Origin of the sequence: uncultured Varibaculum sp., from assembly GCF_902489465.1 — a bacterium.
Taxonomy (GTDB): domain Bacteria; phylum Actinomycetota; class Actinomycetes; order Actinomycetales; family Actinomycetaceae; genus Varibaculum.
The window spans coordinates 1-15,542 of sequence record NZ_CABTZZ010000041.1; the positions used below are offsets into that span (position 1 = coordinate 1).

The 15,542-nt window shown below is 51.4% G+C and carries 16 protein-coding genes and 1 tRNA gene; 11 read left to right on the top strand and 6 right to left on the bottom strand.

Annotation, left to right across the window (positions count from 1 at the left end; translation table 11 throughout):
- Nucleotides 1–705 (bottom strand): hypothetical protein (locus RDM26_RS07195; RefSeq protein ID WP_307738299.1); only part of this gene is annotated, 705 nt, incomplete at its 3' end.
- A gap of 455 nt (nt 706–1,160) precedes the next feature.
- Between RDM26_RS07195 and RDM26_RS07200 the strand changes: the two genes are divergently transcribed.
- From RDM26_RS07200 to RDM26_RS07225, 6 genes are all read left to right on the top strand, one after another.
- Nucleotides 1,161–1,784, top strand: a complete 624-nt coding sequence (locus tag RDM26_RS07200; protein ID WP_307738300.1) for a DUF47 family protein — start codon at nt 1,161–1,163, stop codon at nt 1,782–1,784.
- Between the two features lie 3 nt (nt 1,785–1,787).
- Complete coding sequence (locus RDM26_RS07205; protein WP_307738301.1) at nt 1,788–2,834, top strand: inorganic phosphate transporter; 1,047 nt, start codon at nt 1,788–1,790, stop codon at nt 2,832–2,834.
- Nucleotides 2,835–2,931: 97 nt separating this feature from the next.
- Complete coding sequence (locus RDM26_RS07210; protein WP_307738302.1) at nt 2,932–3,324, top strand: septum formation family protein; 393 nt, start codon at nt 2,932–2,934, stop codon at nt 3,322–3,324.
- A 185-nt stretch (nt 3,325–3,509) separates the two neighbouring features.
- Entirely contained in the window at nt 3,510–5,522 is a 2,013-nt protein-coding gene (locus RDM26_RS07215; RefSeq protein WP_307738303.1) for a FeoB small GTPase domain-containing protein, read from the top strand.
- A 15-nt stretch (nt 5,523–5,537) separates the two neighbouring features.
- Entirely contained in the window at nt 5,538–5,759 is a 222-nt protein-coding gene (locus tag RDM26_RS07220) for a FeoB-associated Cys-rich membrane protein (protein WP_307738304.1), read from the top strand.
- Nucleotides 5,744–6,010 carry a FeoA domain-containing protein gene (locus RDM26_RS07225; protein ID WP_307738305.1) on the top strand — a complete coding sequence of 89 codons (267 nt, stop codon included), beginning with the start codon at nt 5,744–5,746 and terminating at the stop codon, nt 6,008–6,010. Before RDM26_RS07220 ends, RDM26_RS07225 begins: the two co-directional genes overlap by 16 nt.
- 281 nt (nt 6,011–6,291) lie before the next feature.
- On the opposite strand, the gene rplA is transcribed toward RDM26_RS07225, so the two are convergent.
- From rplA to RDM26_RS07250, 5 genes are all read right to left on the bottom strand, one after another.
- Nucleotides 6,292–7,008: a 50S ribosomal protein L1 gene (gene rplA, locus RDM26_RS07230; protein ID WP_307738306.1), complete on the bottom strand. Its 717-nt coding sequence runs from the start codon at nt 7,006–7,008 to the stop codon at nt 6,292–6,294.
- An 81-nt stretch (nt 7,009–7,089) separates the two neighbouring features.
- Nucleotides 7,090–7,524, bottom strand: coding sequence for a 50S ribosomal protein L11 (gene rplK / locus RDM26_RS07235; protein WP_307738307.1), 435 nt, complete (start codon nt 7,522–7,524; stop codon nt 7,090–7,092).
- Nucleotides 7,525–7,686: 162 nt separating this feature from the next.
- Complete coding sequence (gene nusG / locus RDM26_RS07240) at nt 7,687–8,511, bottom strand: transcription termination/antitermination protein NusG (RefSeq protein ID WP_374041830.1); 825 nt, start codon at nt 8,509–8,511, stop codon at nt 7,687–7,689.
- Between the two features lie 98 nt (nt 8,512–8,609).
- Complete coding sequence (gene secE / locus RDM26_RS07245) at nt 8,610–8,858, bottom strand: preprotein translocase subunit SecE (protein WP_307738309.1); 249 nt, start codon at nt 8,856–8,858, stop codon at nt 8,610–8,612.
- A gap of 84 nt (nt 8,859–8,942) precedes the next feature.
- Nucleotides 8,943–9,015, bottom strand: a tRNA-Trp gene (locus RDM26_RS07250).
- 210 nt (nt 9,016–9,225) lie between these two features.
- Here RDM26_RS07250 and RDM26_RS07255 point away from each other — a divergent pair.
- The 5 genes from RDM26_RS07255 to gnpA all read left to right on the top strand — a co-directional run bounded on the left by RDM26_RS07255 (nt 9,226) and on the right by gnpA (nt 15,503).
- A complete protein-coding gene (locus RDM26_RS07255; protein WP_307738310.1) occupies nt 9,226–10,443 on the top strand; it encodes an aminotransferase class I/II-fold pyridoxal phosphate-dependent enzyme in 1,218 nt (405 codons plus the stop codon).
- Nucleotides 10,444–10,537: 94 nt separating this feature from the next.
- Nucleotides 10,538–10,738, top strand: a complete 201-nt coding sequence (locus tag RDM26_RS07260; protein ID WP_307738311.1) for a hypothetical protein — start codon at nt 10,538–10,540, stop codon at nt 10,736–10,738.
- Nucleotides 10,735–12,555, top strand: coding sequence for an ATP-binding protein (locus RDM26_RS07265; protein ID WP_307738312.1), 1,821 nt, complete (start codon nt 10,735–10,737; stop codon nt 12,553–12,555). The genes RDM26_RS07260 and RDM26_RS07265 overlap by 4 nt, the downstream gene beginning before the upstream one ends.
- A gap of 3 nt (nt 12,556–12,558) precedes the next feature.
- Nucleotides 12,559–13,230 carry a response regulator gene (locus RDM26_RS07270; RefSeq protein WP_307738313.1) on the top strand — a complete coding sequence of 224 codons (672 nt, stop codon included), beginning with the start codon at nt 12,559–12,561 and terminating at the stop codon, nt 13,228–13,230.
- A gap of 110 nt (nt 13,231–13,340) precedes the next feature.
- Complete coding sequence (gene gnpA / locus RDM26_RS07275; protein ID WP_307738314.1) at nt 13,341–15,503, top strand: 1,3-beta-galactosyl-N-acetylhexosamine phosphorylase; 2,163 nt, start codon at nt 13,341–13,343, stop codon at nt 15,501–15,503.
- The last annotated feature ends 39 nt before the right edge of the window (nt 15,504–15,542 follow it).

Consider the following 15,542-nt stretch of genomic DNA (forward strand, 5'->3'; position numbering starts at 1 on the left):
AACGGTATAATCCCCAACCTTATTAGCCTCATCGACTCTACTACCCTTATACAAGGCAAACTTAGCGCCACCAACAAGATCACCATCCTTAGCAGTACAAACACGATTACGAACCGTACAGGTTTTCACAAGCGCAGAATCTGCAACCCCCAACTTAAACAACCGCACCTTTGTACCGGTATCTGCGTCTACCGGGGCGCGGCGCGGGGACGCACAGGCAGCGCCCAAGCATTGCGAGCGCGCACTGTCGGTCGAGCTAGGTTGAGCCGCAAAGGTGTAAGCACTTTTCTGATTGCTGGCCGCTGACAGCGTCCTATTTGTCTTTTGGCTACTGGAAATATCAGCAGGATCTAGCACTGAACGAATAAGACTACTAGCGGTGGAAAACTCAGCTGGCTGGGACTTGGAAAATGTAAATGTGGTTTTTTCTGAAACAGTTTTAGCAGCAAAATTGGGAGCCGGGGAGGCAGAATCATCTGCGGACGTAAAAAATAGAGCCCCCGCCAGCAAGGACGCGAACAGTAGCCCCAGAACTGAGGCTATCCCCAGGGTACGCCTATTAAAAGCCGAAACTTTGCCACTTTCACTAGGAGCAGTGCCGGTGTTGCCATGATGAGCAGCAGCTAGCTGACTGGGCTGAATGTCATTATCCGCAGTGGTCAGATCAACATTTTGACCGTTATTGTTACTTCCTGTGCGTTTCACGGCTACCTCATCACATAGTCGGAGGGAAAACTGGCATCATTTCATCTAGCTATCTGTCGTTATATATCAACCAATTTAGCATTGCCGTTCTCTAATAAGAAGCCATAATTTATGGTAATCTTTCCGGATTTTCCTGTCCTATTACCCTGAACTTACTTACCCGTTTTCCTAAGGAAACAATTTTGGGCATCTGTCACTCTATTTAGGCCGTTAGTCCGCCTTTCACCTTAAGTTATTAGCTCCCTACCAACATCGCCGGTTATCCGGTGCTTAAACTCCCATTTGATTACCGCCCCTTGGCCAGCAACGCCCCAGATATTCCACCACCTCTCGTTAGTATTTATGCAGTTAAAGCCAGATTTATTTCCCCAAAAAGTTAACGGAAGTAGAATTTTAGATTACGAACAAAAGTTGGATACTCTAAAGGCGGATGGTTCTTCGCCAAGGAGGCACGAATGCTGTTCAAGAAGAAGCAGAAAGAAGAAGATTTCTTCGACCTATTCACGAAAGCGGCACATAACTTAGAAGCCGCATCCGAACTATTGTTGAAAATTACCCAGGTTGATTCTCTGGAGGAACGCAAGGATCTACGTGCGCAACTTCATGATCTAGAGCATGACTCCGACGTTATTACTCACCGCACCATGAGTATGCTGAATGCAACTTTCGTTACCCCCATGGATCGGGAAGATATCTCCCTGCTAACCGGCGCCTTGGATGATTGCATGGACGGGATTGACGAAGCCGGGGATTTAATCGTCCTCTACGAGATTCAGGATATTCCTCGGCGACTGGAAAAGCAGGCAAAAATTTTGCGTGAATGCGCTCAGGAAACTGCGCTCGCCATCCCCAAGCTGCGGGGAGAACGCGACCTTAAAGATTTCACGGTGCACATTAACAGCCTAGAGAACAAAGGCGACAAACAGTACCGGAAAATGCTGGCAGAAATATTTGCTTCCGAAACTGACCCTATCTACGTAATCAAGATAAAGGACGTAATCGAGTCGCTAGAAACCGCGTGTGATTCCTTTGAAACCTTAGCCAACGCGGTTGAGGCTATCTATATCAAGGAGTCATAACTCGTGAATACCACCTTGGCCTTGGTGATAGCAGTCGTCGCCATTGCTTTGATTTTCGATTTCACCAATGGCTTTCATGATGCCGCCAATGCCATAGCCACCTGTGTTTCTACCCGCTCTATGCGTCCTAAAGCTGCTCTGTTAATGGCAGCGATAATGAACATTATCGGAGCGATGCTGGGAACCGGCGTAGCCCAAACCATCGGTAACGGAATCATTGACATTTCCCATTTCACTGATTCGACCTTAGAGGCGGATCGGCAACACGGGCTGGTAATCATTTTGGCTGCCCTCGTGGGGGCGATTGTCTGGAACATTATTACCTGGTATTTTGGCTTGCCGTCTTCTTCCTCTCACGCCTTGATTGGCGGTATGGCGGGTGTGGGGTTGGCAGCTGCCATAACGGTGCATTGGATGGGAATTGTTAGTCACGTGCTTATCCCCATGGTGGTTTCTCCTTTGGTGGGATTTTTTACCGCCTACTTCGTGATGCGTTTCCTGCTTTCTGCCTTGCAAAATGCCTCCTATCACCGCACTATGAACAACTTCCGCTTTATGCAGCGTTTTTCGGCAGCAGCGATGGCGCTGGGTCACGGTCTGCAAGACGCCCAAAAAACCATGGGAATTATTACCATGGCGCTGCTAGCGGCCGGCTATCATGCTACTGATGCCGATGGCTCCATGCAGATTCCTTTTTGGGTAAAACTAGCTGCTGCGGGTGCGATATCTCTGGGAACCTACTTCGGCGGTGGGCGAATCATGCACACCTTGGGATCGAAAGTTATTGACGTTACTCCCGCCCACGGCTTCGTAGCAGAAGCCACTTCCGCTACCATTCTCTATTTGACCGCGTTTGTTTGGCAGGCTCCAATTTCCACTACCCAGTCGGTATCCTCCGCGATTATGGGGGTTGGTGCCACTAAGCGGCTTTCTGCAGTGCGTTGGGGAGTAGCCGGAAACATCGCCACTGCCTGGGTGTTAACTTTACCGGGTGCGGGTCTAATTGGGGCGCTAAGCTATTTCCTGGTGCACGCGATTTTCCCCTATTAGGGGCTAATCTGTAAAAGTGATGAATGCTTTTCCGTTTCCGCAACTCAGGCTGCGTATTGCCGTTTTGTGCGCCCTCGCTGTGGCGAGCTGTGGTTTCTTGAGCGGATGCGCTTCGCAACCCGTTGCGACCTCTGATCTTAAAGTTGGCGACTGTTTCAATATGCCCGAGGAAGTACTCACCGGAGCCCAACCCGCGGGGCAGGTAGAACAAGTAGATTGCCAACACTCCCACAACTCCCAAGTGGTGGGAATAAAGAAGCTGTCGGGAAGCCCTTACCCGGGAGAAAAACAGCTTTATGACTTGGCACTTAAAGAGTGCGCCCGCGAGTTCGAAAGTTTTGTGGGAACCAGCTATCGCGATTCCAAGTGGGATTTATACCCGCTGTCCCCTACCGCAACCACTTGGCAGGATGAGGGCGAACGCAAACTTACCTGCGTGGCTTTGAGCTTGCCAGAACAAAAAGGTTCTCTACAGGATTCAGGAAAGTAATTCACTAAAATCCCGGGTTAATACCCAAAATCCCTCTGCTTGCTGGCGCTAAGTTTTTTACTACCTAAGACGCATCCCGGGCTTTACGTCCTAGTAAGGTTTACCTTACAATGACTATTGTCGTAATTAGTTAGGTGAACATAAGTTCCCGAATTAATATTACGAATTCACGAGAGGACTGGGTTATGAGAATCGCTTTCGCCGGCAATCCTAATAGCGGTAAGACCACTATGTTTAATGCTATAACCGGTCAAAAAGCCAAAGTGGGCAACTGGGGCGGAGTCACCGTAGGACAAGCTGAGGCAAACCTAAAAACAGGACTAAGTGGAGGACGCGAGGCCACGGCAGTAGACCTTCCCGGTGCCTACTCCATGTCCCCCTTTACCCCAGAAGAAACCATAACCAGTAAATACGTTCATGACGCCAACCCGGACGCTATTGTCAATATTGTTGATGCCACTAATCTGCGCCGCTCGCTATTCTTTACTACCCAACTGTTGGAGTTAGGGGTTCCGGTGGTAGTCGCCCTCAATAAGAGCGATATTAACGATAAGGAACATACCCAGATTGATGCCCAGAAGCTGCAAAACGAACTGGGATGCCCAGTAGTACCTACTGTTTCCACTGCGAAAGAAAACAACGGGTTGGATCAGGTTCTGCGCGCAGTTTTTAGTCAGGAAGGTCAGGAGCAAAAAGCCCCTTACCTGCAAGCAGATATTGATCTCACCGATAAGCAGGCAGTAGATAAAGAAGATCGGCGCCGCTACCAGTTCGTCGACTCCATAGTGGACACGGTAGAAACCCGGGCGGTAAAAGTGGCTGCTCACACCCGCCAAGACACTTTAGACGCGGTACTAACCAACAAATTTGCGGGGATAGCGATCTTCGCGGCGATAATGTGGGCGGTATTTGCGGTTTCTCAAACTTATCTTGGCCCCCTTATCGCCGAGTGGTTAGTCGGCTGGATCGAAGCCTTCCAAGACTGGGTCAGCGAACAAATGGCGGATTCTCCCGCCCTCTTACGTACGATTATTGCCGACGGCCTCATTGGAGGGGTAGGCGCGGTAATCGGATTCCTCCCGCTAGTGATGGTGATGTACTTCCTGCTGGCACTCTTAGAGGAATCCGGATATATGGCGCGGGTAAGCGCCGTTCTGGATCCCATCTTCAAGCGGGTGGGTCTATCCGGTAAATCCGTTATCCCCATCGTAATCAGCACCGGTTGCGCCATCCCCGGGATTATGAGCTGCCGAACTATCCGAGATGAACGCGAACGACGCGCCACCGCGATGCTGGCTTCCTTCATTCCCTGTGGAGCAAAAATCCCGGTTATCGCGCTATTTGGTGGAGCCTTCTTCGCAGGTTCTGCTTGGGTGAGTTGGGTTAGCTACTTTGTAGGGCTGTGTCTGATTTTCCTGGGGGCACTACTGGTGAAAATGGTCACCGGACACAAGTTCCGGAAAACTTTCTTCATCATGGAACTACCTCGTTACCGGGTTCCTTCCCTGTGGAATGCCACCTTGTCGATGCTAGAACGAGCCAAAGCCTACATTATTAAAGCCGCTACCATCATTTTGGTGTGTAACCTGGTAGTGCAACTTATGCAAACCTTCAACTGGAGTTTGCAAGTAGTCGAAGAGGGTGCGGAAAACACTTCGATCCTGGCTTCTATTGCTACCCCCTTCTCCTTCTTGCTCATTCCGTTAGGTTTTGGAACCTGGCAGCTGGCAGCGGCGGCGGTCACCGGGTTTATCGCCAAAGAAAACGTAGTCGGCACCTTGGCGGTGGTATACGGTCTGACCCGCTTTATTGATACCGATGAACTAGCAATGACTGGTGGAGCCAACACCGTTGCTGCCACTATGGGACTTACCTCGGTAAGCGCGCTCGCCTACCTGTTCTTTAACCTGTACACTCCGCCCTGCTTTGCCGCTATCGGCGCCATGAACTCAGAAATGCGCGATCGTCGCTGGTTGTGGAGCGCCATCGGATTGCAGTTCTGCACCGGTTACACCATTGCCTTCCTGGTAAATCAGGTGGGAACGCTGGTGGTGTACGGGCACCTGGCTGCCGGATTCTTCCCGGGGCTACTGGCAGTAGCCATAATGGCCGGGGTGATTACCCTAATCTCCCGGCAGATTCACGCCAATTTCTCCGCTCAATACAACCTACATCAGCAAGTGCAGAAAGCCGCCTAAGAAAGAGGAAGCGAATTGAGTACCGTTATTGCCAGCCTGGCGCTGGTGGCGATTGTCAGTGGAGCCATCACCTATATCGTCAAAGAGAAGCGCAAAGGTACCAAATGTATCGGTTGCCCGATTTCCTCCTCCTGCACTTTTAACCCCGAGGTTGCACCAAGCCCAGAAAACCGTCATAATCTGCAAATAGTAGGTATCACTAACCAGGCAGGTGAACCGAAATGTCACTGTCACTAGCGTGCCAGACAAAGCAAGCCTGCCAGACTAAGGGACGAATGAATCTTCTGGAAGCTATCGAAGGTCGAACCTATATCGTCAAAGATATAGCTACTGATGACCCGGACATGGATAGTTTTCTGTTTCGCTTAGGGTGCTACAGTGGCCAAGAAATCACGGTTATTTCCCGTAAACGCAAAATGTGCATCGTGGTGATCAAGGACAGCCGCTACAGTATCGATAATCAAATTGCCGCAGCCATTATGATCTAGGCCGCCGCCGGAGCACCTTTGATAGCTGTTACTTCGGACGATTTTCCCACCTAGGGGCGCGCGGCCGGTAAAAGATACGAACGGGGCTTGAGCCGAGCTTTGCGAGGCTCATCGGGTCCCCGGAGTGCTTTTACCGAGCCAGCCCCCATTTCTGGTGCTAATCCGCGAAAAGCAGAAAAGGGATCCCGCCGGTGGATATTTCCATCGGCGGGATCCCTTTAATTTTCAGCTATATTATCTACGCCCAAAGGCGGGCAGCCCAAAGGCGGACAATAGGATTCCTAGCGAGGATCGTCAGTCGCTAAATCTTTAGTTAGCGAGGTATCCAAGGGGATGGACGGTCCCATCGAAGTAGAAACGGCGATCTTCTTGATGTACAGCCCCTTTAGGGCTGCCGGACGCAGACGCAGGATCTCATCCAGAACTGCCTGGTAGTTCTCTGCCAGCTTCTCCGCATCGAAAGAGCTCTTACCTAACACCACGTGCAAGTTAGAGTGCTTATCAACCCGAAAGTCGATACGGCCACCCTTGATCTCTTTAACTGCCTTAGCAACATCCATAGTGACGGTGCCGGTACGAGGGTTCGGCATCAGGCCACGCGGGCCGAGGACGCGACCGAGGCGTCCCACTTTACCCATCATGTCCGGGGTAGCTACCGCCACATCAAAGTCCAAGTACCCACCTTGCACTTTTTCGATCAGCTCATCGCCGCCGGCTTCGTCGGCTCCAGCGTCTAACGCTTCCTTGTCCTTGGGGCTATTGGCAAAAACCAGGACCCTAACGGTCTTACCAGTGCCATTAGGCAAAGAAACGGTACCCCGGATCATCTGATCCGATTTGCGCGGATCTACCGTGAGCCGGAAAACCGCGTCAACGGTGGAATCGAACTTGGTGGAAGAAATTTCTTTGGCCAAGCGGAAAGCCTCTAGCGGTTGGTAGAGACGATCCTTATGAACTTTTTCAGCAGCCTGGTTAAAGGCCTTCGAGTGCTTTTTCATCTGCTTTTCTCCTTGCAGGTTGTGGTGAGGGCGCACATTCCCCTCCACGGTTAATAGTCTTTTTTTTGATTGTTCGCCGGGTTAGCCCTCGACGACAACTCCCATTGAACGAGCCGTTCCCGCGATAATCTTTGCGGCCGCATCGATATCATTCGCGTTCAGGTCATCCTTCTTTTGCTCGGCAATCTCTTTAACCTGATCCATGGTCAGCTTCGCCACCTTATTGGTGTTCGGAGTACCAGAGCCCTTGGCGATCCCAGCAGCTTTCTTAATCAGCTGGGCAGCCGGCGGGGACTTGAGAACAAAGTCAAAGGAGTGATCTTCGTAGACACTGATTTCTACCGGGATCACGTTCCCGCGTTGATCCTGCGTAGCCGCATTGTAGGCCTTGCAGAACTCCATGATATTTACCTGGTGCTGCGAAAGCGCGGGGCCTACTGGAGGCGCCGGGTTTGCAGCACCGGCCTCGATCTGTAACTTGATCAGGCCGATTACCTTTTTATTCTTGGCAGGCATATAGGGTCCTTCTCAATATAATTTCTTGATTCTACTTTCCCGGCGGTTGCCGGAAACTCTTTGCGGTCTGGCAATTTTTCCGTAGAAAAACTACCAGCACAGTCGTCCATTCTAAGGGCGCACCCGTCCTTACAACCAATTAGGACTACTCACTGTGAGCAATTAAATCTTTGCTACCTGGTTAAATCCAAGCTCTACCGGAGTCTCTCGATCAAAGATAACCACCAGAACTTTAAGTTTCTGCTGGTCAGGCATGATCTCTGAAATGGTAGCCGGCATAGTCGCAAACGGGCCGTCGGTAACAGTTACGTTCTCTCCGACCTCGAAATCAACCTCAATAACTGGCTGTTCCGGCTGCTTGGCCTGGCTGGCGCGCTCATCCTGTAGCTCCGCAGCCTTAATGGAGGCAGGAGTAGGCGCCAACATGGAAACTACTTCGTCCTCGGTCAGCGGCATCGGATGCTGCGAATCACCCACAAATCCGGTGACCGCGGGCGTGTCCTTAACTACCCGCCAAGCATCGGGGGCGTCCTCGACTGCTTCCATCCGCACCAGGGCGTAACCGGGAATCCGTACCCGATCCACCACTTTACGTTCAGTGGATTTCACCTGGACGACTTTTTCCATCGGTACTTCAATCTGGTAGATCTGATCTTCCATATTGAAAGTAACGATTCGCTGTTCCAGATTGGCTTTCACCCGCCGCTCATATCCGGAATAGGTATGCAGAACATACCAGTAGCCAGGCAGAAACTCTAGCTCCTCGCGCAACTTGTCTTGTTCAGCCTTAGAAAGCTCTTCCGCAGTAGCCGAGGGGGCGAGCTCTTGATCTTGGGGGGTATCCGTAAGCTCTATCTGCGCGGGAACGGTTGCTGGTTCGGGAGAAGCTTCCTCAGCAGGAGCGGACGTCTCTTCTGGGGTGTTTTCTACCCCGGCCTCTGTTTCCGCTGCCACCTGTTGCTCATTATCTGCAGCCTGTGCACTCACTTCAGCGGAGGCACCTGCCTCTGAGGAGAATACGGGATCGTTGCTCACAGTTTTTTCTTCCTGCTCCTTATTGCCTGTTTGCAATTCTTGCTCCTTAATTAACCGCCAAAGACCTTGGTTACTAGCCAGGCGGTGATGACGTCGACAACTCCAGAAAAGGCCATCATTGCCAGTACAAACACGATCACAACCACAAAGAAAGTGGTGAGTTCATCCCGGGTGGGCCAAACAACCTTTTTTAATTCGGCAATGACCTGTCGCACAAACTGCACGATGCGACCCCAAAAACCATTTTTCGTCGTTTTTGCGTCTGCCTCTACGGAGGCTGCGCCCTCGTTAGGTGCCAAGATCGTTTCCTCACTTGCTGTCTTGGGCTCCCGTCGAAGCCCCTATTTCTTCCTGTACCGGGCCCGGCACAGGTTTCAAATTTGCAGGGCAGGCGGGACTCGAACCCACAACCTACGGTTTTGGAGACCGTTGCGCTACCAATTGCGCCACTGCCCTTCCAGCCATACGGCTGACCAAATGTGGTGCTCAATAAGTTTATGGGGTTTTACTGGTCGCGTCCAACCTACAGGCACATAGTGGGGAAAAACGCATATTTTGACTCCCCTAGGCAAGCTAACGGCCACTACCGGAACCACACCAGACACAATTGCCTACAAATTCTGGTCTTAACAACTAAACACTAGCCAGGCGTGGCAAAATAGGACTATGCACAAACCGCTAGAACACAGAATCTCGAATCGTCTCGCACAAATATCTCCTTCCGCTACTTTGGCGGTAGATGCGGCCGCGAAAGAACTCAAAGCTCAGGGGCGCCCGGTAATCGGATTTGGCGCCGGAGAACCCAACTTTTCTACCCCTGACTATATTGTTGAGGCTGCACAGGCTGCTTGCGCGGATCCCGTGATGCATCATTACAGCCCGGGGAAAGGTTTACCCCAGTTACGGGAAGCAATCGCTCAAAAGACCCTGCGGGATTCTGGCTACGAAGTAGACCCCAATACCGAAATCATTGTTACTAACGGTGGCAAACAGGCAGTTTTCGAGGCTTTCTCGGCCATAGTAGAGGTCGGCGACGAAGTCCTAATGCCCACCCCCTATTGGACGACTTACCCAGAAGTTATCAAGATCGCCGGCGGGGTTCCGGTTCCGGTAATGGCTGGTGCAGATCAGCACTATAAGGTGACGGTCGCGCAGCTAGATGCCGCTAAAACTGAGAAGACTAAAGCTCTTTTAGTAGTCAGCCCCTCTAACCCCACTGGCGCGGTCTATGACGCGAATGAACTAAAAGCTATTGGACAGTGGGCATTAGACAACGGGATTTGGGTAATTACTGACGAGATCTACGAGCACCTGATCTACGACGGGATTCATGTCGAACATATTGTAAAACTGGTTCCGGAACTGGCGAAACAAACCCTGGTGTTAAACGGGGTAGCCAAAACCTATGCCATGACCGGTTGGCGAGTAGGTTGGATGATAGCTCCGCCGGATGTAATCAAAGCCTGCGCCGCTTTCCAGTCCCACACCACCGGAAACGTCTCAAATATCGCGCAGCGGGCGGCATTAGCTGCAGTGAGCGGCCCTCTCGATAAAGTTCAGCAGATGCGAGAGGTCTTCGATCGGCGGCGTCAACGGATGGTAGAGCTACTACGCCAGGTTCCCGACCTCGAAGTTCCTATGCCGCATGGCGCTTTTTACTGTTACCCCAGTGTAGAACGTATTTTGGGACGCGAAATCGCGGGCGAGACTCCGCAGACTTCGGCCGAATTGGCTGATTTGATGCTCCGCAAAGTCGAAGTGGCGGTGGTTCCTGGTGAGGCCTTCGGCCCTTCCGGTTTCTTCCGGCTTTCCTACGCGTTGAGCGACGAGGATCTAGAAGAAGGCGTTGGCCGTATAGTCGATTTTCTTAATCAAGCAAAATAGGTTGTCCTTACTACCCTCTCTATAATCTATAATGATTAGAGAGGGGCACCTGGACGTCCCCAACCGTACGGCTATCACAGGAGAGGGCGGCGAAGTGCGCAAGTTTGCAGCAGTGGCAATTGTTTGTACTGCCCTTTGTCTTGCGGTTTTAATCGGAACGCGGGCTATGGTGTTAAACGGAGTCTATGATCTGGGGCCGGCAGTTAACTTTGAACCCCAGATTCCGGTTGCTACCCAACAATCACCGCAGCTTTCCCCCAGCGCTCCCCCCTCCGATAAGGGGGGACAGCCATGAGCGAGAAACTCAGCTACCCGGGTAATAGTTATCCCGGAAACTCTAGTTTTTCTCCAGTTCCGGCTCCCCCTACACGGGCGGCTAGTCAGCCCCGTTCCACCGTGCAATTACCTGGGGATCAGCCCCTGCCACAGATCCTTAACCCTGCCAACGCAGCTCCACCTGCCCCGCTTTCCCTGTCCCTGCCGGCCGTAGCAACTACCCCAGCGCCCTCTACGGAGCGCGCCGCCTATCAAAGCCGTCCGCGACGAGTAGTAGAAAAAACCATCCAGCCTCAGAGCAATTCCCCTAAGCTGCGGATTACTAACCTGCGGAACCGGATGCTGATACATTCGGTATTGATTTCCGGATTCGCACTGACGATCGTAGGGCTGATTATGCTGGTCAGTGGAATAATTCAAATCTCCCATACCGAACGTTCTCAGACCGAGCTAATCACCAATGATCTGCGCACTTTCGTGAAAGCCGAAAGCGGCAAATCCAATGGAGGAATAGTTTCAGCCAAAGATGCCTTAAGTAAGTTCATCGCTGCCGAAGATGCGCCCTACAACGGTAGTTTGTTGGGATTCTCTGCCGGGAAATTAATTGAGCAAAAAGGTGCGCGCGATTCCGCCGCCCATCAAGATGCGCAACTTTTGGCAAAACTAGCTAGTTATTCCGACATCAACTCTGCCAGAATGTTTATGATCCGCACCGATCAGGCCACCTACGCGGTGGGAATGGTGCCGATTAGCGCAGCCGACACTGATGATGCCCTGTTGGCGATCGTCTCAAACTATTCGGCCGATATTACCCCGACTCAAACCCAACTATTATTGTTCGCCGGCATTTCCTTCTTGGTATTAGCCCTGGTGGGTCTGGTAAATGTACGCGCCTCCCAGTCACTACTTGCCCCTATTGGCAGGTTGCGCAATTTGATGGCGTCTATTACCAGTGAACAGGATCTAACCAAGCGTTTACCGGTAGAAGGTGATGATGACCTAGCAGATGTTACCCGCCAGATGAACTCGATGATTGCCCGCCTGCAGTCCAGTTTCGACGAGCAGCGCGACCTGCTAAATGATGTGGGGCATGAGCTGCGCACCCCCATAACGGTGGTTCGCGGGCATCTAGAACTGCTAAACCCTGGCGACCCTCAAGAAACTGCCCGCACCCGCGAACTGGCTTTAGAAGAACTATCGCGAATGCACCGGCTCACCGAAGATCTGATCACCGTTGCCAAGAGCGATCGCCCCGACTTTATCCGTCCCGAACGGGTAGATATCGGTGATTTACTGATGGATGCCTTCGAAAATGCCACCCAATTGGGCAATTTCAACTGGCGAATCGATAACCTCACCATCGTCCCCACCACCGCTGATCCCCAACGCCTGCAGCAAGCACTACTCGCCCTCGCTCAAAATGCTTCGAAGTTCGCTACCCCCGGCACCGTAATTGCTTTGGGGGCGGGGATTGATTATCAGCAACCCCTATTGGATCAGCAAGGTAATCCGGTGCCCGCAGACACGATTACCGCTCCCAGCCTGCAAATGCTATCGCAAGTTCCCCCGGTGGAAGGCACCCACCGTCTCAACCTGTGGGTACGGGATCAAGGAATCGGCATTGACCCGAAAGATCAAGAGCAAATCTTTAGCCGTTTCATGCGGGTCAATCATTCCTATGCGGGGTCCGGTCTGGGGCTTTCCATCGTCAACGCCATAGCTCAAGCCCATGGGGGAATCCTGCAAGTCCGATCCGCACTTTCAGTTGGTTCGGTCTTTAATATCAGCCTGCCGATATCAAATGATGATTGCAAAGATGAATTACAAGGAGAATAAAACATGACCAGTATTTTGGTGGTAGAGGACGAGCCCGGCATCTCCTCTTTTGTCGCTAAAGGACTTACTTCCGCCGGATATAACGTGACTGTAGTCGACAAAGGCGCAGACGCGATCTCGGGGGCTCTGGGTGGCGATTATTCCCTAATCGTCCTCGATATCGGCCTTCCCGATATGGACGGTTTCGAAGTATTAGAGCAGATTCGCGGACAGGGAGCCACTTTACCGATTATTGTGCTCACTGCCCGCTCTTCGGTAGAGGATACAGTTTCTGGTCTAGAACAGGGCGCCGATGACTACATGTCGAAGCCTTTCCGTTTCGAGGAGCTATTAGCCCGAATCCGGCTACGTCTAAAGAATGCCACCTCGGATGACCCCTCTAATATGGTGCAAATCAATGTTGGGGGACTTCACCTGGATTTGCGTACCCGCTGCGCCAGCATTGACGGGGAACCAGTGGAGCTATCAGCCCGCGAGTTCACTATGCTACAAGCCTTCATGGAACACCCTGACCAGGTTCTTTCTCGTTCTCAGTTGCTAGATATGGTTTGGGGCTACGATTTCGATCCCGGTTCTAATGTGGTGGATGTATATGTGCGCTACCTGCGCCGCAAGATTGGTTCAGAACGTATCGTGACCGTACGCGGTATGGGATACCGCCTGGTCGTGATGTAATTTTCCCCTGCATTTTCGATATGTAATAAAGTTAGCAAACCTTATAATTAAGTGCTTGATAGCTACCTAAAACAATCATTTATTCTCCAGCCACTACCAGAAAGAAAAAGATGACAACCGGTCGTTTTACTCTCCCTAGTGAAGAAAACTTTGCAGAAGAAACCGCACGTATCGGCGAACTATGGGGCGCTGACGCCATCCGTAACGCCGATGGTACGCACCTTGACGAGGACGTGCTGAAACTCGGGAAAAAAATCTATTCCGCATATTTCCCTACCCGTGGACATAACGAGTTCATAAGTAAACATATGGAGCAGACCCCGCAGATTTACCTACTGTCGCAGCGGGTACTAGCGGAAGATGATTCAGTTTCTATTCCCTATATGCAACGTTTCTATAGCGAACAGTTGCTGGCTAACCAGGATGCAGATCCGAAGAAATACTGGGAAGTTATTGACCGTACCACCGGTGAGGTTGTTGATCCTGGCAACTGGGATGTCGATTTCACCTTGCAGGTAGTGAAGATTTCTGATGCCCAGCCGATGCACGAGTACACGGTTACTTTCCTGGCTTATATCATTTGGGATCCGGTGGAAATGTATAACCACCTGACCAACGATTGGGGGGACAAAGAACACGAGATTCCTTTCGATATTCGTAACCCCGAAACCCACCAGTTCGTGATGGATACTTTCCGCAAGTGGCTAAAGGATAATCCCCAAACCGATGTGGTACGTTTTACCACTTTCTTTTACCAGTTCACCCTGGTTTTTGATGAAAAACATCGGGAAAAAATTGTGGACTGGTTTGGCTATGCGGCAACCGTGTCACCCGAGGCTTTGGCCGAGTTTGAAAAAGCCAAGGGATACCCGATTCGCCCTGAAGATTTCGTAAATGGTGGAACCTATAATTCGACTTTCTGTATCCCCAGCAAGGCGCAGCTAGATTGGATTGATTTCGTCTCTGATTTCGTGCATGAAAACGTAAAAACCATGGTCAAAGATACTCATGATGCCGGTAAAGAGGCCATGATGTTCTTGGGGGATCAGTGGCTAGGCACCGAGCCATATCGTGATGGCTTTGAAAAGCTCGGTTTAGATGCAGTGGTGGGTTCGATTGGGGATGGCACTACCACCCGCATGATTTCTGATATTCCCGGGGTTAAATACACCGAGGGTCGTTTCCTCCCCTATTTCTTCCCCGATACTTTCTATGAGGGTAATGACCCCAGTATTGAAGCCTTGGATAACTGGCGGAAGGCACGGCGCGCGATTTTGCGTAGCCCGATTGCCCGCATGGGTTATGGCGGTTATTTGAGCTTGGCCGCCAAATTCCCGAAGTTTGTGGACACGGTAACCGATATTGCTAACGAGTTCCGCGATATTCACGAGCAAACCGACAGTGAACCTGCTCAAGGGATTTTGAATGTGGCGATTGTGAATGCCTGGGGCAAGATGCGTTCTTGGCAAGCATTTACGGTGGCACACGCCCTCCCTAATAAATACAACCATTCCTATTACGGCATTTTGGAAGCACTGTCCGGGATGCGGGTTAATGTCCGGTTTATCAGTTTCGAGGACGTGCTGAGCGAGGGGATTGCCAGCGATATTGACGTACTGATTAACGCCGGTCCTTACAATACTGCGTTTACTGGCGGGGACGTTTGGAATGATGGTCGCCTGGTTTCCATTATTCGCTCCTGGGTACGCCAGGGGGGCGCTTTTGTGGGGGTTGGGCAGCCGGCTTCTAGTGAACGTCCTGGCCGTTTCTTCCAGTTAGCTGATGTGCTCGGCATTGACGAGGAACGCTACCACACTCTTTCGGTCGATAAGTATTTCCCCGAGGTCGTTTCTGAGCATTTCGTGACCGCTGATTTGGATAAGGGGGCGGCGATTGATTTCGGCGAACCGGTTCAAAATACTTTCCCCATCAGTGAAGACACCACTTTGATTTGCGCTGAGGACGGGCAGGTGCAATTGGCAGCTAACGAGTACGGTAAGGGTCGCGGGGTTTATATTTCCGGCCTTCCCTATTCGGCTGCTAATGCTCGTTTGTTGGAGCGGGTCTTGTTCTTCGCTTCTCATAACGAGGAAAAATATGCTGCCTGGAGTTCTTCTAATCCGCATTGTGAGGTGGCAGAGTTCGTTAAGGCCGGAAAGTACTGCGTCATCAACAACACCGAGGATCCGCAATCAACGGTAGTGTATTTGCCTGGAGGTCGCGAGGAAAGCTTCGATCTTCCTGGCAGTGGTATTGCTTGGAGGAACATCTAGGTAACCCGGTTTAGCAGTTTCTTATTTGCGTTTCGGGGG

Coding starts and splice junctions, on each gene's coding strand:
- RDM26_RS07200 (WP_307738300.1), top strand. CDS start 1,161: ATGCTGTTCAAGAAGAAGCAGAAAGAAGAAGATTTCTTCGACCTATTC.
- RDM26_RS07215 (WP_307738303.1), top strand. CDS start 3,510: ATGAGAATCGCTTTCGCCGGCAATCCTAATAGCGGTAAGACCACTATG.
- RDM26_RS07225 (WP_307738305.1), top strand. CDS start 5,744: ATGTCACTGTCACTAGCGTGCCAGACAAAGCAAGCCTGCCAGACTAAG.
- rplA (WP_307738306.1), bottom strand. CDS start 7,008: ATGAAAAAGCACTCGAAGGCCTTTAACCAGGCTGCTGAAAAAGTTCAT.
- rplK (WP_307738307.1), bottom strand. CDS start 7,524: ATGCCTGCCAAGAATAAAAAGGTAATCGGCCTGATCAAGTTACAGATC.
- RDM26_RS07255 (WP_307738310.1), top strand. CDS start 9,226: ATGCACAAACCGCTAGAACACAGAATCTCGAATCGTCTCGCACAAATA.
- RDM26_RS07265 (WP_307738312.1), top strand. CDS start 10,735: ATGAGCGAGAAACTCAGCTACCCGGGTAATAGTTATCCCGGAAACTCT.
- RDM26_RS07270 (WP_307738313.1), top strand. CDS start 12,559: ATGACCAGTATTTTGGTGGTAGAGGACGAGCCCGGCATCTCCTCTTTT.
- gnpA (WP_307738314.1), top strand. CDS start 13,341: ATGACAACCGGTCGTTTTACTCTCCCTAGTGAAGAAAACTTTGCAGAA.